Below are 18,711 nucleotides of genomic sequence, written 5' to 3'. Positions count from 1 at the left end.
ATTCTCTAATGTTTATTATATACTATAGTTCTGTTGCTTCACAAGGTTTTTAAATAATAATACAAACAAGTCCCCCATTACTGTCATTCACGATTTTCTGCATTGTATCTTGAAGTTTTATCTGGCTTTCTTCATTGATCATAGCAATTTTATTTCTCATTCCATCCTGCACAAGCTCTTCCACAGATTTTCCGAAAATATTTGTCTGCCAGATTCCTTCTTCCGTTTCTGCTTCTTTTTTTATAAAATCGATCAAATCCTGTGCCTGCTGTTCATTTCCGACAATCGGTGCAATCTCACTGTCGATATTTGCCCGAATCATATGAATCGACGGCGCATGTGCGTGGATCTTAACTCCATATTTATTTCCCTGACGGATGAGTACCGGCGTTTCCAGGGTAATTTCTTCTTTCTGAGGACTGACAACCCCATACCCTTTCATCTGTACTGCATCCATTGCTTCTTTTACCGACTCATATTCAGTCCGAAGCATCGCCAAATGTTTCATTGTATGAATCAATTCATACTCTCCTGTAATTTCTGTCCCGGTCAGATCACTTAACATTTCATAGTAATAATCTGAGGCAATCCGGATGCAGATCTTTACACATCCTGTATCCATTTCAATCTCATCAATCTTCATTTCTGCGATATAATCGCTTTCCGGTTTCTGCACGCCCTTTGCCGCATCTTTAATTTCACTTAAATTTTCCATTATTACTTTTACATGATTGAGAAGATCCTTTCGTATCTTATGATCTGCCGGAAGCATTTCCACCCATTTGGGTACAAAAAACTGCAGCTCTGATACCGGAAATTCATAGAGAACAGACTGCATGATCTTATGTATATCTTCTTCTCGAAGCTGTTCGCAGTTGACCGGCATCGCTGTTACCTGATATTGCTGTTCCAACTCTTCCACGACTGCTTTTGCTTCCGCTCCATAAGGCTTCTTCGTATTCACAAGCACTACAAACGGTTTCCCTATCTCCTGCAGTTCCCGGATTGTCTTTCCTTCTGCCTCCCGGTAATTTTCTCTCGGAATTTCTCCAATGGAACCATCTGTTGTGATTACAATCCCAATCGTAGAATGTTCATGGATTACCTTTTTTGTACCAATCCCCGCTGCTTTTGTAAAAGGAATTTCTGTATCAAACCACGGGGTTTTTACCATGCGCTCTGTATCATTTTCTACATGTCCTGCGGCGCCTTCCACCATATAACCTACACAGTCAATCAATCGAATTTTTACTGCAATATCATCATCCAGACAGATGGTAGCTGCTTCTTTTGGGACAAATTTCGGTTCTGTCGTCATAATCGTCTTCCCTGATGCAGACTGCGGAAGCTCATCCCGTGTCCTTGCACGGCTATGTTCGTCTGTCATATTGGGTAAAACTAACAAATCCATAAACCGTTTGATAAATGTGGATTTTCCTGTTCTTACCGGACCTACCACTCCAATATAAATTTCTCCGTTTGTCCGGGCTTCCATGTCCTTATATAAATGAAATGTATTCACTTCTTGTTACCCCCTTGTTTTTCTGATACATTTATATGAACAAACATCCAGAATATACCTCTCTGCCTATAATTTCATAAGATTCTTGTGCAAAAAAAGAAGTCCGAAGTATTACTACTCCAGACTTCTGTGATTCCTTTTAAGGAAATATCTTCCCGGTTATTCCCACAGCATACTTCTGTGTTCAGAGGTTCCTTCTCTCATCATCAGCTCATTTACTGCCTCTTTTGCCGGTTTTCCGTCAAATAATACTGCATTGACTTCTGCAACGATCGGCATAGAAATGTCATATTTCTTAGCAAGTTTCAATCCTGCTTTGGCAGAATATACTCCTTCTACTACCATCTGTACTTCATCCATTGCTTCCTGCATTGTCTTTCCCTGGCCGATCAGGATTCCGGCTCTTCTGTTTCGGCTATGCATACTTGCACATGTCACGATCAAATCTCCCATTCCTGTCAGGCCTGCGAAAGTTTCCATCTTGCCGCCCATTTTTACGCCGAGTCTTGTCATCTCCGCAATTCCTCTTGTAATCAGCGCAGCCTTTGTATTGTCCCCATATCCGAGTCCGTCTGCAATTCCCGCTGCCAGAGCGATTACATTTTTCAGAGAACCTCCAAGCTCAATTCCCATAATGTCAGGACTTGTATAAACACGGAAAACCTGATTCATAAAAATGTTCTGAAGGTATTCTGCTGTTTCTTTTTTCTTAGCTCCCACAACAACTGTTGTTGGTATTCCACGCCCAACTTCTTCTGCATGACTTGGTCCGGACAGCACAGCTACCTCTGCTTCCGGAAGTTCCTCCTCAATCTGCTCAGAAAGTGTCATCAGCGTCGTTTCTTCGATTCCCTTCGCCACGTTGACAATGAGCTGACCTTTCGTTAAGTAAGGTTTCATACTTCTTGCTGTACTTCTTGTAAATGGAGACGGAACCGCAAGGACAAGGACATCTTTCTCTGCCATTGCTTCTTCCAGATCATTGGTAAATTTCATATCATCCGGAAGCTTCACTCCCGGAAGTTTACTGACATGCTCTCTCTTTTCCTGCAGCATCTCTACCTCTTCCCGAATGATAGACCATACTGTAATCTCATGTCCATTTCCGTGAAGCAGAACGGATAACGCAATCCCCCAGCTTCCTGCTCCTAAAATACCTATTTTCGCCATTTTAGAACCTCCTTTTTTATTACCGTTTTATTTCTTCGCACCAATTTTGTTTTCTGTGCCATTTTTCAGACGTACAATGTTAGCGCGATGTTTATAAAATGCTGATATAGCAAGTAAAACCGCAATTCCATACAATTCATAAAGATACGGCTGTTCCATATGAAAATGTCCTGTCTGTCCATAGAGAACAACTTCTGCAATAAATACTAATACAACAACAAGAGATCCCACTGATACATATTTCGTCACAGCCACCACAGAGGCAAAAATCGCAAATGCAATTACCGCCATCCACATATTTGTAGCAAAGATCAGTCCTCCTGTTGCCGCAATTCCTTTACCGCCCTTGAACTTGAGATAAAACGGGTAATTATGCCCAAGAACAGCGCCCGCTCCCGCATACATTTTAAGAAGCGGCATCATATCGCCTTTCGTATTGCGAAACAAAAAGTAAACAATAACCGCTGCCGCCACACACTTCAGCGCATCTCCGAGAAATACGATCAGACCGGCTTTTTTCCCAAGCGTACGCAATGTATTCGTAGCTCCTGAGTTGCCGCTTCCATGTTCTCTGATATCTATATGATGAAGCTTTCCATAAAAATACCCGGTCTCAAAGAGTCCGCACACATATCCGATCAGAAGACAGATCAAACGTTCCATGTTCTACCGCTCCTTTTCTTTGCGTTCCCGAATAAAGAATCTTAGTGATGTTCCCTTGAATCCGAATGCTTCCCGGATTTTATTTTCCAGATAACGTGTATAAGAGAAATGCATCAGCTCTTTATCATTCACAAAAATAACGAATGTCGGCGGTTTTACGGCAACCTGCGTAATATAGTAAAGTTTCAGACGTTTTCCCTTGTCTGACGGCGGCTGCTGCATAGCAACGGCTTCCATCATAATCTCGTTGAGCACGCCTGTCGCAATCCGAAGTGTCTGATTCTCAATGACCATATCAATCATATCGTACAGCTTCGGCAGTCTCTGACCTGTCTGTGCAGATACATACATAATTTCCGCATATGGCATAAAGGACAGTACCCGGCGAACCTCTTTCTCATATTCATTCATTGTCTTATCGTTTTTTTCAATGGCATCCCATTTGTTTACTACAATAATAACGCCTTTTCCTCTTTCATGGGCAATTCCGGCAATCTTTGCATCCTGCTCTGTTACCCCTTCCACAGCATCGATCACAACAAGAACAACATCCGCCCGCTCCACGGCCGTTACTGTACGGATAATACTGTAACGCTCCAGTTCTTCTTTGATCTTGTTCTTTTTCCGGAGTCCTGCCGTATCAATAAACACATATTCTCTTCCATGATATTTGATTTCTGTATCAATCGCATCCCGAGTCGTTCCGGCAATATTGGACACAATGACGCGGTTTTCTCCTACAAGTTTATTGATAATAGAGGATTTTCCTACATTCGGCTTTCCTACAATCGCAATTCGCGGACGTTCATCCTCCTCTTCTTCCTGCTCATTTGCCGGGAAGAATTTCACTACCTCATCAAGCAGATCTCCAATTCCCAACATAGATGCCGCTGAAACCGGATGCGGATCTCCGATACCAAGATTATAAAATTCATACACATCCATCATATATTTCTGGAAACTGTCTACTTTATTGACTGCCAGAATCACCGGTTTTTTAGAACGGCGCAGCATATCTGCAACTTTCGAGTCCGAATCTACCAATCCCTGTTTCACATCTACTAAAAACAGAATAACATCTGCTGTATCAATTGCGATCTGAGCCTGCTCTCTCATCTGGGACAGAATAATGTCGCTGCTGTCCGGCTCAATTCCGCCTGTATCAATCAATGTAAACTCTTTATCAAGCCATGACGCATCTGCATAAATCCGGTCACGCGTCACTCCCGGAGTATCTTTTACGATAGAAATTTTTTCGCCTGCCAGAGCGTTGAACAGTGTGGATTTTCCTACGTTCGGACGCCCTACAATGGCTACCACTGGCTTACTCATATTTTTCACCTCTTGTTAATCTACTTTCTATTACTGCTATTTTAAACTCTGCTTCTAATTCAGAATTGCATTCAGCAAATCTGCACCGCTTGATTTTACAATATCTATCTCAACTTGTAAAGCATCTTTCAAATCTGTGACTGTCATATCATCAAGAAATACTTCTTCTCCGCTTCTAAGCATATTACAAGGGAGTAAAAGCTTGTCCCCAAGTTTCTGTCCGGCAAGCTGTGCTTTTAAATCCTGTCCCGTAATCAAACCGGACACGGTAATCTTCTCACCGAAGAAATCATTGCGGATGCAATAAAGATGTATCGCTGTCTTTGGAAACTTCTCCTGTATCTGTTCTGCAAATTCTTTCAGATATGGATAAGCAAGTTTTCCTGTTGCAAGCGACACTTCCCGCTCTCTTTCGTCGCCCTTCTTCTCTCTCAGCGCTTCTGCAAATTCATTCTTCAATAGTCTGATCATGCCAACTCCATTTTCCAGCTGAAGATATCCATCATACCGCTCTTCCTCCGGAACTTCCTGCTCCGCGAGAATATACCATTCATCTCCTGCATGAATAAAATGGATTCCGTGTTCTTCATACAGCTTCTTCTGCCACCGGTGGATCGTATCAAGCACCTGAACCGCGTCTTCTTTTGTAAAGGACTCAAGAGGCTCCAGACCTTCCCGATACTTTGTAAGCCCTACCGGAACAACAGAAACGCTCTGAAGCAGCGGCGCATATGCCGACATTTCACGGATACTTCTCTCAAGTTCCTCGCCGTCATTAAAACCTTTGCACAGCACAATCTGACCGTTCATCTGAATCCCGCCCTCATACAGCCTTTGAAGCTTTTTAAGCGCAGCTCCGGCAAATCGATTATGAAGCATTCTGCAGCGCAGCTCCGGGTTCATTGTATGAATCGAAATGTTAATCGGCTCCAGATGATAGGCGATAATCCTCTCAATATCATGATCACTCATATTGGTCAGTGTAATATAATTTCCCTGCAGGAAAGACAGACGTGAGTCATCATCTTTGAAATAAAGTGTATCCCGCATTCCCTTCGGCATCTGATCAATAAAACAAAAAATACATTTATTTCTGCATGACTTGTATTCATCCATCAACCCCTGGTCGAATTCCAAACCCAAATCCTCATCAAAATCTTTCTCGATCTCAAGCTCCCATTCTTCTCCATCCGGTTTTCTGATCAGAAGAACAAGTTCTTCATCATTTGTATAATACTGGTAGTCAAATACATCTTCAATCTCAGCACCGTTGATACTAAGAAGCACGTCCCCCGGCTCTATCCCAAGCTCCCATCCAATGCTCCCATTCTCTACACTGCTTACGGTATGTGTATGTTTCATCTACATTACTCCTTCATAAAAAATAAGCGGCAGATCTTTCTGCCAGTTTGCATACTGGTTTTATTATAGCATAGGTCCTTCGCAATTTCCAATTTTTCTGACCGGATTCTTGATTGATTCTTGAAGCATCCGAAAAAAAATGATATAACATTGATAGAGAATGAAAAGAATACGGGATTTCCCGATAGAAACCCAAAACAAAAGATTGGAGGCCGACATGGCAAGAACAAATTTATTACAGCAGGCAATACCATATGCTCCATTAAAAATCGCAGCGCTGGAAAGCTGCAGAGATCTTGGTCAAAAAGTCAATGACTATATCGTGCAGTTCCGTCACGAAGAATCTCAGGAATGTCCACAGTCCGCTGCCTTTGCAAATTACCGACTTGACAACTATCTTCTCGATACTGCATGTCCGAGATTTGGTTCCGGAGAAGCGAAGGGTGTGATCAAAGAATCCATTCGCGGAAAAGATCTCTATGTTATGGTGGATGTATGCAACTACAGTCTTACTTATTCCTTAAACGGACTTCCGAATCATATGTCTCCGGACGATCACTATCAGGATCTGAAGCGAATCATTTCCGCCGCAACCGGCAAAGCACGGCGTATTAACGTCATTATGCCATTTCTCTATGAGAGCCGTCAGCACAAACGTACTAAGAGAGAATCGCTTGACTGTGCATCTGCATTAGAAGAACTGGTAGACATGGGTGTATCTAACATCGTAACATTCGATGCCCATGATCCGCGTGTACAAAATGCAATCCCGTTAAAAGGATTCGACAGCTTTAACCCGCCATATCAGTTTATGAAAGCGCTTTTCCGTTCTGTTCCGGATCTGAAAGTCGATAAAGATCATCTAATGATCATCAGCCCGGATGAAGGAGCAATGCACCGCGCAGTCTATTTTTCAAACGTACTGAAAGTAGACATGGGTATGTTCTACAAACGTCGAGATTATACGACCGTCATCGGCGGAAAAAATCCTATCGTTGCCCATGAGTTTCTTGGCGATGATGTTGCCGGCAAAGATGTGATCATCCTTGACGACATGATCGCTTCCGGAGAAAGTATGCTGGATGTCGCAAAACAATTAAAAGACCGCCATGCAAAACGCGTCTTTGTCTGCACTACTTTTGGATTATTTACAGAAGGCTTTAAAAAATTCGATGACTATTACGAAAAAGGATATATTGACCGTCTGATTACAACAAATCTGACTTATCTGCCAAAAGAAGCAATGGAAAAACCATATTTTACTGTTGCCGATATGAGTAAATTTCTCGCATTAATCATCGATTCCATGAATCATGACATGCCAATCAGCGCTGTTTTGAATCCGACAGACCGCATTCATGCATTACTCAAGAAATATCATCAGGAATAATTTTATCCAAAAAATACTGCGCGAATCTTTCCCGGACCCGCGCAGTATTTTTTCTTACGGTTTACATCTTTTACAAGGTTCATACCCTTCCCCGATCAATTCTGTTTTACTTTTGGTCACTTCCTGCCGGTTCTCCTTCTGTATCTCAGAAACACTTGTACAATCTAACTTGTGGATTTTCTTTGTATTTGTATTCAAAATGTATGTCATCTCTCCGGTTTCTGAATTCGTCGATTCATTTACTGTTCCATCCATCTTTCGGCTGTCGCCTGTTGCATAATCAATTTCAATACCTGGCTGCACATTATACACATAGACATTAAAAGAAATACTTTCGCCCTGATCTTCCACAGATTCTGCTTCCATCTGCACACCGGAAGCCACCAGATCATCGCCTTTATAAATCGGTGTAACCCGGTATCGCACATGATGATCTGTTTCTTTGATATAGTCTGCCACCATATTTTCAAATGGAAGCATTCCTTCTACATTCATATAACGCGTCCCGGTAATCAGATTTTTCTCATTGGCATTTTCTGCTGTCAGCTGATAGCCGATCAAATGACATCGATTGTACAAATATCCTCCGTCTACATTCTCGTACTTTTTGTTTACCCAGCCACTTGGCGTTACTTCCGAAATACTTTCCCGCTTCTCCGTAGGCATAAGCTCCTGCCCAATCGTTGCCTCTGCGGTCTGTGCCCTTCCCTGTTCATCCAACTGACTGTAGATTTCTACCGCTTCCTCTGTCAGCTCGTTTTCTGTAAATTCCGGTTCATTGTTATTGATAGGAACATAAGGTTCCCCAGAATATTCCGGAATTTCTTCGATCGAAATTTCTTCTGTCGGAGTCTCTTCCTGAAATCTGTCTGTACTATACGTTGCCTCGCCTGCACAGGCTGTGAAACATCCAAGCCCCAGTACGCACATCCATATAGCGATTCTTTGTTTCCATACTGCTAACTTCATCTATCTTACCTCTCTTCTGCCTTTTTATCATAAATTTCTTTTCGAATATGCTCATGGGAAGTTCCCGCAAATTCTTCCGCAGTATTCATCTCCCACCGCTGCAGATCCAGTGGAAAAAACTGATCTGCCGGATAACTCCGATTCCAATGATATAATATCAGTGTTTCTACATATTCCTCACAAAACCTCTCTGATAACTGCTCCGGCCACGTTTCTACAAGACAGTATTCTCCTTCCCCGGCTCTGTTTAAAAAATCTTCCGCAATCCCTAAAGATGCGTCTGTTTCTTTCAAAAGCGGTTCTGATTCCGGCGCAATCCACAGTCTTGCATCCCCACACATATTTACGATATTCTCTATCACTGCCCGGTCCCGGCTCTGTCTGCGCCGATGGAACATCATTCCCATTTTGTCATCTACACATACGATCAGTTTCACGCTAGTCACCTCTTTTTCCCTAAATGATATTACAAAAAAGGTATCACAATCTCATCCTTCCTGATGACACTTGCGATACCCTCTCATCAAAGCTGCCTAGGGGACTTGAACCCCCGACCTCCGCCTTACCAAGGCGACGCTCTACCGACTGAGCCAAGGCAGCCTATCCTCTGCAACGCTTATACTATAGCGGACTTTTTCGTCTTTGTCAATAGAAAAGGGGATTTCTCTGACAGAAATCCCCCTGTATTTTTCTTCTTCCCGTTTTTGTTTTACAGAATATCGATGTATTCTCCATTCAATGCTTTGTTCATACTTCTGACTGCACAGAATTTTCCGCACATGGAACAACTGTCTTCCTGTTCCGGGGCTCTGTCATCCCGAATTTTTCTGGCAGTGTCCGGATCAATAGAACATTCCCATTGTTTCTCCCAGTCAAATGTTCTTCTGGCATCTGCCATCTCATCATCAAGATCCCGCGCATGAGGGATTTTCTTTGCAATGTCCGCTGCATGAGCCGCAATCCGGGAGGCAATGATTCCCTGCTTCACATCTTCCAGATTCGGAAGCGCCAGATGTTCTGCCGGAGTTACATAACACAAAAAGGCTGCTCCGGATGCCGCAGCAATTGCACCTCCAATGGCAGATGTAATATGGTCATACCCCGGTGCAATGTCTGTTACGATTGGTCCTAACACATAAAATGGCGCTCCCATACAGATTGTCTGCTGAAGTTTCATATTCGCTGCAATCTGATCCATCGGCATATGTCCCGGTCCTTCTACCATTACCTGTACATCTTTCTCCCATGCCCGTTTTGTCAGTTCTCCCAAACGTACAAGCTCCTCTATCTGACAAACATCGCTTCCATCCGCAAGACATCCCGGACGGCAGGCATCTCCAAGTGAAATCGTCACATCATATTCCCGACAGATGTCAAGAATTTCATCAAAATACTCATAAAACGGATTTTCTTCCCCCGTCATACTCATCCACGCAAATACTAGTGAACCTCCTCTGGAAACAATATTCATCTTCCGCTTATGCGTCTTAATCTGCTCAATCGTCTTACGGGTAATCCCACAATGCAATGTCACAAAATCTACACCGTCTTCCGCGTGCAGTCGGATAACATCGATAAAGTCTTTGGCAGTTAATGTAGAAAGATCCCTCTGATAATGGATCACACTGTCATAAACAGGAACCGTTCCAATCATAGCCGGACATTCCTTTGTTAGTTTTTGCCGAAATGGCTGTGTATCTCCATGAGAAGACAGATCCATAATTGCTTCTGCTCCCATGTGGACCGCAGCCATTACTTTCTGCATCTCCACATCATAATCTTTGCAATCTCTGGAAACCCCAAGATTGACATTGATTTTTGTGCGCAGCATTGAACCGACTCCATTTGGATCAATGCATTTATGCTTCTTATTTGCACAGATTGCCACCTGACCTTTCGCCACAAGTGCTCTGATCTCTTCTTCCGTGCGATACTCTTTTTCTGCAACTATTTTCATTTCCGGTGTAATGATTCCCTGTTTCGCTGCATCCATCTGTGTTGTATAAGTTCTCATCTGTTTCCTCCTGTTACACGCTATGCTTCTTCACTAAAATATCCATTCAGATTAAAATTATGTTTCATTGGTCCGGAACCTTTTCCAAGATCCAGCATTGCCTCAAGTGCTCCGGAGATATATTCTTTCGCCCGTTTCACAGACAGTTCCATCGAAAATCCTTTTGCCAGATTTGAGGCAATTGCGGAAGACAGAGTACATCCTGTCCCATGTGTATTGGTATTTAAAATCCTTCTTCCTTCAAACCACTGACAAACTCCGTTGGCATACAAAAGATCATTCGCATCGTTTACACTATGACCTCCCTTCAGAAGCACTGCACAGCCATAAGTATTTCCAATCTTTTTTGCTGCTGCTTCCATATCGGTCCGATCAGAAATCGTCATTTCTGCCAAAATCTCTGCTTCCGGAATGTTTGGTGTCACAAGTTCTGCTAATGGTAAAAGTTCCTTCGTCAGAACCTCCACCGCATCCGTTTTCATAAGTTTTGAACCACTTGTCGCAACCATAACCGGATCAATCACAATATGTTCCGCCTTGTAAAATCTCAACCTCTCTGCAATAACTTGAATAAGTTTTGCGCTGGAAAGCATTCCAATCTTAACTGCGTCCGGATAAATATCTTCAAAGACCGCATCTATCTGCTGTTTTAAAAATTCTGGAGAAGCTTCCTGAATCCCCTGCACGCCGGTTGTATTCTGCGCTGTCAATGCCGTAATGGCACACATTCCATAAACACCGTTCATTGTCATTGTTTTCATATCTGCCTGGATTCCTGCACCTCCACTGGAATCGCTTCCGGCTATTGATAATGCTGTTTTCATAAGCCCACCTCAATTTTCTCCCGGAGTATTTTCGCCGCTTGAGCCGGATCATCCGCCTTCATAATTGCCGATACGACACAGATCCCTGCAATCGGAATGCCCTTTAACACATCCAGATTATCTGCATTTAATCCGCCGATTGCATTCACCGGAATGGGAACTGCTTTACAAATATCTGTAAGCATCTTTGTTGACGTTAATATTGTCTTCACCTTTGTAGTTGTCGGATAAATTGCTCCAACTCCGAGATAATCTGCCCCCTCTTTCCATGCCTCCACTGCCTGTTCCACTGTTTTTGCCGTAGCGCCAATGATCTTATCTTCTCCTAAGATACTTCTTGCAATAGAAACCGGCATATCACTCTGTCCAAGATGAACTCCATCTGCTTCCACTGCCAGTGCCACATCCAACCGGTCATCAATGATGAGCGGAATATGATACTTTTTTGTTAATTTCTGCACCTTTTTTGCAAGCGCAATGTACTCTCTCGTTGTTTTTTCTTTTTCGCGAAGCTGAAGGAACGTCACACCTCCCTTCAAGGCTTCTTCTACTCTGTAAAGAAATTCTTCTTCACAAAATCCTGTGCTGTCTGTGATAAAATAAAGTTTCAAATCAAAATTTTTCAATCGTTCTCACCTCCACCTTTGCTCTGGAAAGAATCGTTTCTTCACTCCATGTCGATAATTGATCCAGAAGATTTTTCAAAAAACTTCCGGATCCCTGTTCTGTTTCGGATAACTCTCCGCAAATTCCCATAATCATGCAGGCATCTACTGCCGCTTCTGCTGCATCTTCTGACGCAAGACAGGAGGCACAGACTGCCCCGAGCATACATCCAGTTCCGGTAATGTTAGCAAGCTGGGGCGTTCCACAATTTACGACGCACAGCTGCTTTCTGTCTGCAACAAGATCTTTCGCTCCACTTGCCAGGATTACCGCATGATATTTCTCAGACAACGCCATTGCACGTTCTGCCGTTCTATCGATGCAAAGAGCTTTATCCGCATCCACCCCTGAAGAATGGTAATTACTATCATAAAGCGCTGTAATTTCAGAATAATTTCCTTTGATTACCGTCACTGCCTCTTCTGCAAGCATCTCCATCGCAAAATTCCTTCTCAGCGCTGAACATGCCACACCAACCGCATCCAGAACAACCGGAATCTGATATTCTTTCGCCGTTTTCAGAGAACGTCTCATTGCTTCCATTCGAACATCAGAAATATTCCCAAGATTCAGAAGCAGTGCTCCTGCTGTAGCTGTAATCTCTTCTACTTCTTCCGGATGTTCTGCCATCATTGGCCTTGCTCCCATTGCCAGCACCGCATTTGCACACTGTGTCATTGAAATTGGATTTGTAATACAGTGAATCAATGCCTGTTTTCTTCTAATCATTTGTCGCAGATCTTTCATAATTTACGGATGCTCCCTCCCCTTTTTTACTGCAAAATACACCACTGCTGCCACAGCACAGACGCCAAGTGAAGCATAAGCTAAAAAGGACCATGCGAAAGCCTCCAGGTGGAAAATATCTGCAGCGATTTTTATCACAACAAAGAAAATTGCCCCGAACCCAGCAATCATCACTGCATTTGAAAAAATACTGCTCTTATCGCCATAGCATTTCGCGTCAAGCATCGCCTGGATTCTCGTAAGCATACCATTATCTGCCAGTTTTCTAAGAAATACATAAGCAATGCTGCCTCCGATCAAAGTACCACAAATAAATGAAGGCACATAGAACATCCAGCTCAATCCTTCTTTGCCCCATAAAAAGGTCATAACCGGGTAAGATACAATGGCTCCGATAATTCCTGTCCCAATGACTTCTCCAAGTACTGCAAATAAAATCTTTCCTTTCGAAATCCGATAGAAAACTCCGGATAGAAATGCGCCAAATACAGCTCCGGTTAATGCAAGTGGCGGAATTCCCATCAATGTCATACGCAAAATTCCGATAAGTGCAGCGCAGAGCAGTGAATACCATGGTCCAAGAAATACAGAACAAACTATATTAATAAAATGCGCCATAGGACACATCCCCTCCACTCTTAAGATTGGTGATATGACCACTCCAAGAGCTACCAGCATCGACAGTACAACCATTTTCAATAATCCTTTTGAACGTTTCATTTTTATTTCCTCTTTTCGTGTTTTGTACGAAGTCTTCACTACTTCGTTCGGTCGAGAATCTATTTTCTCCTCTCACCCCGAAACACGGGTTCCCATCGCAAAACTACAAGACACAAGGCGCTCCCCTTCTATCCGCCCGAAACTTTACGGGAAATTCTCCAGTCACTTCCTTTCCAATCGCTGCAGATTGCGCATCAGCTTCATCCGCTGTATCACAACAAAAAACGGAAGCTACCTAATTCGATAACTTCCGTTTCATACATACATTACATTGCTCATTCTCTGCATCCCTACGTTGGCATTATCCAAATCAGGTTATCGGTCGAAGGTCATACCTTCCTCTCAGCCTGTCATACAAGCTCCCGTTCATTTTATTGTCTTTATCATTATAAACAAACCATTTTCAAATTGCAAGAAAATTTCAATCTAATATATCTTTCCGTAAATATTTCAAAAATGCAGCAGCTACACTGCCTATGCATATTATCATACCAATTGTAATCAGTCCACCATCCAGACTGCCATTGGTTACGAGATCTGCTCCTTCACAATAACCAAATGGGGTGATGTATTTTAAAAACTCCGCAGATTCTGTTATATTTGAAATCAAATTCAAAACATACATCATTGCCGCAATTCCCAGCCCGACACCTGTACTTCCTCTTCGCAAAAATGCTGAAATCCCAAAACAGATTCCCGCCAGTTCCATCTGAAGTAAATAGTATGCCGCGTGTAACAGATTGATTTCTCTCCATGGTATTGCCTCTCCAATCACAGCTATAGAACTTACCGCCAGTATATAAATGATCATATTCATCGCCGTAATCTGAAGTGTAACAGCAATCAGTTTTTCAATCATAATCCGTCTGCGGCTTACCGGATGTGTCAGCAGAATTTCTGCTGTTCTGTCCTTTTCCTCTTTGCTGAGAATACCAACGGCACAAAGTGAGGCATAAAATGCACCTCCCAGTCCTAAAATATTCCCGCATTCAATCGCATAAAAACCAACAAGAGTACCAAAGTTTAATCTATCCATTCCAAAGGCAGCGGTAAAGCTCCCCATAGAAGCAAACACATCATTAAGGCTCTCCATTTCTCCCTTCATCTCCGGAAAAAGGAACACACAGACTGTAAGCAGAAGACCAATCGATATCGTCCATATCCAAAAGGAAATCTTCCCCTGCCTTAATTCATGTTTTACAATCGTCATAGGATATCACCAGCCTTTGTGTAATAGTGCATAAATATTTCTTCCAAATTCGGCTCTGTAATAGAAAGATCCGAGATCTGTCCGGCAGATAGTACTTGGAGCAGACGGTTCATATCGCCACTGTATAGAAAGCTGACAGAATCCTTCATACTCTTTTTATCACGAATCCCCTCAAGCGCATCTAACTTTACGTTTCCATGCACCACGATACGTTTCGTACTTGTTTTGGATAACGCTTCCACACTGTCGCATGCAATTACACTGCCATCCCGGATAATCGCGGCCCGGGTACAGTTCCGTTGGATTTCTGAAAGGATGTGACTGGATAAAAAAACAGTTGTCCCCTCTTCATTTCTTTCTCTCAGAATATCAAAAAACTCCTTCTGCATCAGCGGATCCAGTCCCCCGGTCGGCTCATCAAGAATCAGTAATTCCGGTCTATGCTGCAAAGCACATACAATAGCAACCTTTTTTCGATTTCCAAAAGATAACTCATCTACCTTTCGTGTCTCATCAAGATGCAATCGTTCGCAAAGGATTTTTGCATCCCCGGTACAATTCATTTTTTGCAGATCTGCCGACAACTTCAGCATATCTTTTACTCTCATACCCGGATAAAATACAGCTTCAGCCGGGAGATAACCAACCTTCTGTAAAATCTTTTCCTTTTCCTTCACAATATCCAATCCGAATATCTGTGCCATACCGCTTGTCGGTGTTATTAATCCCAATAGTGTTCGGATTGTTGTTGATTTCCCGGCTCCATTTGGTCCGATAAATCCAAAAAATTCGCCTGCCTGTACTGTCAGACTAAGATTTTCAATTCCTTTTGCTTTGCCGTAATATTTTGTAAGGTTCACTGTTTTGATTGCATCCATAGCCTTGCTCCTTCCGCAGACAACTCCCTGCCCAAAACTTTATCAGCCCGGTCAAATCTTTCCTAACGGATATGTCCTTAAATTATGCCAATGAAATCCCGAATTGTTCTGCCCATGCCTTTAGTTCTTCTTCGCTTGCATCCGCAGAGAATCTCTTTCCTTCTTTTAATTCCGCTCCCGGACAGGAATCCTCCAGTTCTTTATTTGTGTTCCCCATACCACTGCTGCCTGAAGTTGCCAACGGAATAATTGTCTTTCCTTTCAGATCATATTGCTCCAAAAACGTGTTCATAATGGTCGGGGCAACATACCACCAAATAGGAAAAGCTATGAAAATAACCGAATACTGATCGATTTTATCCACCTTATTTGCAACTGCAGGCCGGAATGACTTATCATTCATTTCCACACTGCTGCGGCTATTTTTATCTCTCCAGTCTAAATCGGCATCTGTGTATGGAATTTCCGGCTGAATCTCATGTAAATCCGCTCCGATAGACACTGCAAGCCGCTTCGCCAGTTTTGCTGTTACACCACTGGCACTGAAATACGCTACTAATACCTTACTCATAACCAATCCCTTTCCTTTCCAAAAAATCATATTTTATCTCTGTGCTTTACCATAGAATATCATAAATCTGTGGCAAATGCACTCTCTACTTTTTCTTAACCGGAATCCAGATTTCACAATAATAGTTTTCGTCCTGCGCTCCCTTCGAATATTTCGATGGATCATCATAATATTCTACACAATACCCTGCAGCAAATTCATATTCTCTAAGTGCTGGGAGCCATTCTGTAAAAATCTTTGTGTTCACATCCTGCAATGCATACGGCAAAGCACCTTTGCAAGGGAATACCGCCCATGTAAACTCCGGAATCGTCTTCACTGTAAAGCCTTCCGGAACCTCCTTGACCGGATTATATGGATCTGCAATGAGATACTCAAAAGTATCATGTCCCATGTTCAGGTCAATGTTGATTCCATATACCCCCATAACCGTTTTTCCTTTTCCCGCCTGATAATGTTCCTGCCAGAACTGCGGTACTACATCCTTTGCATCTTCATAAGAAAATTCTCTTGCATTTGCAATTACGGTAAAAGCTTCTTTTTTTACAATTCTGTAATCCATGATATATCCTCCTTCTAATGACAGTTTTACCTTCAGCGGTGCAAAAGATTTCAGCATGACCTGTCCTTTTCTGGCTGCTGTCGGTGTCACACCATGAAACCTTGTAAACGCTCGTGTAAAACTATCCGGAGAATCATATCCATATTTCATTGCAATATCTATAATCTTCTCCTCACCCGTAGCCAGATCATTTCCAGCTAGTGCAAGTCTGCGGTTCCTGATATATTCCATAAGCGTAAATCCGCAAAGCATCGCAAATCCTTTCTGAAAATAAAAGGAAGAAATATTGATATTTTCTGAAATTCTGTCTGCGGTCAACTCCTCTGTGATATGTTCTTCGATATACTGAATTGCTTTACTTATTGCATCCACCCAATCCATGCTTATTTCACCTCTTTCGCTTCGCTGTTCCTATATCCTATCAGTTCGGAGAATCATTTTCCCGACTATTTTTGCCTAAATTTGTTCTTCAAGATTCCACGTGAATTGCCATCTCCCATTCTTCTCTCAATTGTCGGATGGACTGTTGCCTTCTATTTCTGTCATCACTTACAGCTTTTGCTGCAACCTCAAAAAGTTTGTCGCTGAGCTGCCACCTGTCCCGATTACGGTTATACTCGCCGAAGAGAGCAAAGGCTGTTGCACCCACCGTATAAACATTCGTGATTTCATCTATAACTGCACCAAATTCATATTCTTCGGGCGCTTGAAAAAGTGAACTGCCCCACATTCGTCCCATATCAAAGATAACATATTCAATCAAGTTCTCATGCTGTAGTTCACTATATACAGGCAAAGTTGCTTTCAGTCTTGCAATAGCATCTGCAGGATTACCGTTATACTGCTCAGTAGGAGCACCTGCAAATTTGATAAAATAACGCTGACCGTCCTTTTCTGTTCCGAAACAGATATTTCCGGAATCCTGATTATCATAAACCTGGAACACCGTTCCATACGCTCTCAGAAAATTATCTCAAATCAATTCGATATATACATTTTTCCATTTCACCATCTTCAAGCCGCATATCATTATCTTCTGGCAATTCAGCAGTCTCAATAAGATGACATCCCAAATATTCACAAGTCCTTTTTGACGCATAGTTATCAGGATTGCAGGTAATGATGAGATAATCCATATTATGCTTTTTCGCTAATCCAAATAATAGTAAGCATGCTTTTCCAGCATAATGGTGGCCCCTATACTCTTCATATATGCGATATCCGATATTACCACCATAATATGTATTTAAATTATGGCCAACCCTCAAATCACAAACTCCCATCTCTCGCCCCTGCTTATCGCAAATAGCAAAATAATATGCAGGAAGCCATTCTTTCTCAATATTACCATCTACTGTTTTTTGCAAACACAATTGGATTTCATCGCTCTCAAAGTCTATAAACATTGATACTGCTTGTCTTTTTATTTATATACTTTGTAATAATTTCATTTTTTTCCAATTCATGTAACCATAAACGTCATTAATAAAAAATATACAAAAACATATGACAACAGAGATATACATCGAATTATCCAGTGAGGCTAAATACCACAATATAATTAGCACTAAATCATTCGCTGCATAAGCTAATGCATAAAATGAACTTCTTTTATATGTTAGATATACAGCAATAAAGCTAGTAGTAATTGATATTGTACTGAAAAACAGATTAGAAGTATTAAAAAATTCAAGAATAAAATAAAAAATAAAAGTTACAATAATTGTTAGAAACATCATAAATCTAACTTCCTTTACGGTCAATGTTTCAATCTTCACTTCATTGTTATTATCTTCATATGGATTTTTCAGCCAAGTAATTAATGATAGGATCGCCATTGGCAAGGTCATCCCCAAATATGTAAGCATTTCACCGTAGTAATCAAAAGTGTATGATATATATCCATATAATAAGCTAAAAATTATCATTAATAATTGACCAATTGCATTTCCCTTAGCGCAGAAAATTAATGATGTGATTCCTATTAAAGATGCAGTCAAAATAAAATAATTATTGGTATCAAAATAAATAAAAGAACTAATTATAATAAAAACTGAGCAAACCCATAGCAATATTTCATATCGTGTGAAATTCCTTATTAATTTCATTAT

General features: G+C 41.8%; 20 protein-coding genes, 1 tRNA gene and 1 riboswitch. Of the genes, 1 reads left to right on the top strand and 20 read right to left on the bottom strand.

Annotation, left to right across the window (positions count from 1 at the left end; genetic code table 11):
- Window positions 1-49 precede the first annotated feature (49 nt).
- The 5 genes from spoIVA to KFE17_01660 form a co-directional block, all read right to left on the bottom strand.
- Window positions 50-1,522 carry a stage IV sporulation protein A gene (gene spoIVA, locus KFE17_01680; protein QUO32492.1) on the bottom strand — a complete coding sequence of 491 codons (1,473 nt, stop codon included), beginning with the start codon at window positions 1,520-1,522 and terminating at the stop codon, window positions 50-52.
- 159 nt (window positions 1,523-1,681) lie between these two features.
- Window positions 1,682-2,692 carry an NAD(P)H-dependent glycerol-3-phosphate dehydrogenase gene (locus KFE17_01675; protein QUO32491.1) on the bottom strand — a complete coding sequence of 337 codons (1,011 nt, stop codon included), beginning with the start codon at window positions 2,690-2,692 and terminating at the stop codon, window positions 1,682-1,684.
- 27 nt (window positions 2,693-2,719) lie between these two features.
- Window positions 2,720-3,355: a glycerol-3-phosphate 1-O-acyltransferase PlsY gene (plsY, locus tag KFE17_01670; GenBank protein ID QUO32490.1), complete on the bottom strand. Its 636-nt coding sequence runs from the start codon at window positions 3,353-3,355 to the stop codon at window positions 2,720-2,722.
- A 3-nt stretch (window positions 3,356-3,358) separates the two neighbouring features.
- Window positions 3,359-4,687: a ribosome biogenesis GTPase Der gene (gene der, locus KFE17_01665; GenBank protein QUO32489.1), complete on the bottom strand. Its 1,329-nt coding sequence runs from the start codon at window positions 4,685-4,687 to the stop codon at window positions 3,359-3,361.
- A gap of 54 nt (window positions 4,688-4,741) precedes the next feature.
- Complete coding sequence (locus KFE17_01660; GenBank protein ID QUO32488.1) at window positions 4,742-6,049, bottom strand: DUF512 domain-containing protein; 1,308 nt, start codon at window positions 6,047-6,049, stop codon at window positions 4,742-4,744.
- Window positions 6,050-6,266: 217 nt separating this feature from the next.
- On the opposite strand from KFE17_01660, the gene KFE17_01655 reads away from it, so the two are divergent.
- Entirely contained in the window at window positions 6,267-7,439 is a 1,173-nt protein-coding gene (locus KFE17_01655) for a ribose-phosphate pyrophosphokinase (GenBank protein QUO32487.1), read from the top strand.
- A gap of 54 nt (window positions 7,440-7,493) precedes the next feature.
- On the opposite strand, the gene KFE17_01650 is transcribed toward KFE17_01655, so the two are convergent.
- From KFE17_01650 to pnuC, 15 genes are all read right to left on the bottom strand, one after another.
- Entirely contained in the window at window positions 7,494-8,408 is a 915-nt protein-coding gene (locus KFE17_01650) for a DNA/RNA non-specific endonuclease (protein ID QUO32486.1), read from the bottom strand.
- 5 nt (window positions 8,409-8,413) lie between these two features.
- Window positions 8,414-8,845, bottom strand: coding sequence for a hypothetical protein (locus tag KFE17_01645; GenBank protein ID QUO32485.1), 432 nt, complete (start codon window positions 8,843-8,845; stop codon window positions 8,414-8,416).
- 90 nt (window positions 8,846-8,935) lie between these two features.
- Window positions 8,936-9,008: transfer RNA gene (locus KFE17_01640), tRNA-Thr, on the bottom strand.
- 109 nt (window positions 9,009-9,117) lie between these two features.
- A complete protein-coding gene (gene thiC / locus KFE17_01635) occupies window positions 9,118-10,422 on the bottom strand; it encodes a phosphomethylpyrimidine synthase ThiC (GenBank protein ID QUO32484.1) in 1,305 nt (434 codons plus the stop codon).
- A gap of 20 nt (window positions 10,423-10,442) precedes the next feature.
- Entirely contained in the window at window positions 10,443-11,246 is an 804-nt protein-coding gene (thiD, locus tag KFE17_01630) for a bifunctional hydroxymethylpyrimidine kinase/phosphomethylpyrimidine kinase (protein ID QUO32483.1), read from the bottom strand.
- The gene (gene thiE, locus KFE17_01625; protein ID QUO32482.1) at window positions 11,243-11,872 is read right to left on the bottom strand and encodes a thiamine phosphate synthase; all 630 of its coding nucleotides are present in this window, start codon (window positions 11,870-11,872) and stop codon (window positions 11,243-11,245) included. The genes thiD and thiE overlap by 4 nt, the downstream gene beginning before the upstream one ends.
- The gene (gene thiM, locus KFE17_01620; GenBank protein ID QUO32481.1) at window positions 11,859-12,659 is read right to left on the bottom strand and encodes a hydroxyethylthiazole kinase; all 801 of its coding nucleotides are present in this window, start codon (window positions 12,657-12,659) and stop codon (window positions 11,859-11,861) included. The genes thiE and thiM overlap by 14 nt, the downstream gene beginning before the upstream one ends.
- 3 nt (window positions 12,660-12,662) lie before the next feature.
- Window positions 12,663-13,379 (bottom strand): energy coupling factor transporter S component ThiW, encoded by a 717-nt coding sequence (thiW, locus tag KFE17_01615; protein ID QUO32480.1) that lies wholly within the window; start codon window positions 13,377-13,379, stop codon window positions 12,663-12,665.
- Window positions 13,380-13,649: 270 nt separating this feature from the next.
- Window positions 13,650-13,754: riboswitch (TPP riboswitch) on the bottom strand.
- Between the two features lie 46 nt (window positions 13,755-13,800).
- Entirely contained in the window at window positions 13,801-14,589 is a 789-nt protein-coding gene (locus KFE17_01610; GenBank protein QUO32479.1) for an ABC transporter permease subunit, read from the bottom strand.
- Window positions 14,586-15,467, bottom strand: coding sequence for an ABC transporter ATP-binding protein (locus tag KFE17_01605; protein ID QUO32478.1), 882 nt, complete (start codon window positions 15,465-15,467; stop codon window positions 14,586-14,588). The genes KFE17_01610 and KFE17_01605 overlap by 4 nt, the downstream gene beginning before the upstream one ends.
- An 82-nt stretch (window positions 15,468-15,549) precedes the next feature.
- A complete protein-coding gene (locus KFE17_01600; GenBank protein QUO32477.1) occupies window positions 15,550-16,038 on the bottom strand; it encodes an NAD(P)H-dependent oxidoreductase in 489 nt (162 codons plus the stop codon).
- Window positions 16,039-16,123: 85 nt separating this feature from the next.
- Window positions 16,124-16,981, bottom strand: a complete 858-nt coding sequence (locus KFE17_01595) for an AraC family transcriptional regulator (protein QUO32476.1) — start codon at window positions 16,979-16,981, stop codon at window positions 16,124-16,126.
- Between the two features lie 88 nt (window positions 16,982-17,069).
- Window positions 17,070-17,546 (bottom strand): hypothetical protein, encoded by a 477-nt coding sequence (locus KFE17_01590; GenBank protein ID QUO32475.1) that lies wholly within the window; start codon window positions 17,544-17,546, stop codon window positions 17,070-17,072.
- Between the two features lie 22 nt (window positions 17,547-17,568).
- Window positions 17,569-18,006: a GNAT family N-acetyltransferase gene (locus KFE17_01585; GenBank protein QUO32474.1), complete on the bottom strand. Its 438-nt coding sequence runs from the start codon at window positions 18,004-18,006 to the stop codon at window positions 17,569-17,571.
- A gap of 21 nt (window positions 18,007-18,027) precedes the next feature.
- On the bottom strand, window positions 18,028-18,708 hold the full coding sequence (gene pnuC / locus KFE17_01580) for a nicotinamide riboside transporter PnuC (GenBank protein ID QUO32473.1): 681 nt from the start codon (window positions 18,706-18,708) through the stop codon (window positions 18,028-18,030).
- Window positions 18,709-18,711: the final 3 nt, after the last annotated feature.

The organism is Faecalicatena sp. Marseille-Q4148, assembly GCA_018228665.1.
In the GTDB taxonomy this organism is placed as follows: domain Bacteria; phylum Bacillota; class Clostridia; order Lachnospirales; family Lachnospiraceae; genus UBA9414.
The sequence above is the reverse complement of the archived record's forward strand: the minus strand, read 5'-3'. Positions and strand labels throughout refer to the sequence as shown.

Coding starts and splice junctions, on each gene's coding strand:
- thiM (QUO32481.1), bottom strand. CDS start 12,659: ATGAAAGATCTGCGACAAATGATTAGAAGAAAACAGGCATTGATTCAC.
- KFE17_01660 (QUO32488.1), bottom strand. CDS start 6,049: ATGAAACATACACATACCGTAAGCAGTGTAGAGAATGGGAGCATTGGA.
- KFE17_01600 (QUO32477.1), bottom strand. CDS start 16,038: ATGAGTAAGGTATTAGTAGCGTATTTCAGTGCCAGTGGTGTAACAGCA.
- KFE17_01650 (QUO32486.1), bottom strand. CDS start 8,408: ATGAAGTTAGCAGTATGGAAACAAAGAATCGCTATATGGATGTGCGTA.
- thiD (QUO32483.1), bottom strand. CDS start 11,246: ATGAAAACAGCATTATCAATAGCCGGAAGCGATTCCAGTGGAGGTGCA.
- KFE17_01610 (QUO32479.1), bottom strand. CDS start 14,589: ATGACGATTGTAAAACATGAATTAAGGCAGGGGAAGATTTCCTTTTGG.
- der (QUO32489.1), bottom strand. CDS start 4,687: ATGAGTAAGCCAGTGGTAGCCATTGTAGGGCGTCCGAACGTAGGAAAA.
- KFE17_01675 (QUO32491.1), bottom strand. CDS start 2,692: ATGGCGAAAATAGGTATTTTAGGAGCAGGAAGCTGGGGGATTGCGTTA.
- KFE17_01585 (QUO32474.1), bottom strand. CDS start 18,006: ATGTTTATAGACTTTGAGAGCGATGAAATCCAATTGTGTTTGCAAAAA.
- pnuC (QUO32473.1), bottom strand. CDS start 18,708: ATGAAATTAATAAGGAATTTCACACGATATGAAATATTGCTATGGGTT.
- plsY (QUO32490.1), bottom strand. CDS start 3,355: ATGGAACGTTTGATCTGTCTTCTGATCGGATATGTGTGCGGACTCTTT.
- KFE17_01655 (QUO32487.1), top strand. CDS start 6,267: ATGGCAAGAACAAATTTATTACAGCAGGCAATACCATATGCTCCATTA.
- KFE17_01605 (QUO32478.1), bottom strand. CDS start 15,467: ATGGATGCAATCAAAACAGTGAACCTTACAAAATATTACGGCAAAGCA.
- thiW (QUO32480.1), bottom strand. CDS start 13,379: ATGAAACGTTCAAAAGGATTATTGAAAATGGTTGTACTGTCGATGCTG.
- KFE17_01595 (QUO32476.1), bottom strand. CDS start 16,981: ATGGATTGGGTGGATGCAATAAGTAAAGCAATTCAGTATATCGAAGAA.
- thiC (QUO32484.1), bottom strand. CDS start 10,422: ATGAGAACTTATACAACACAGATGGATGCAGCGAAACAGGGAATCATT.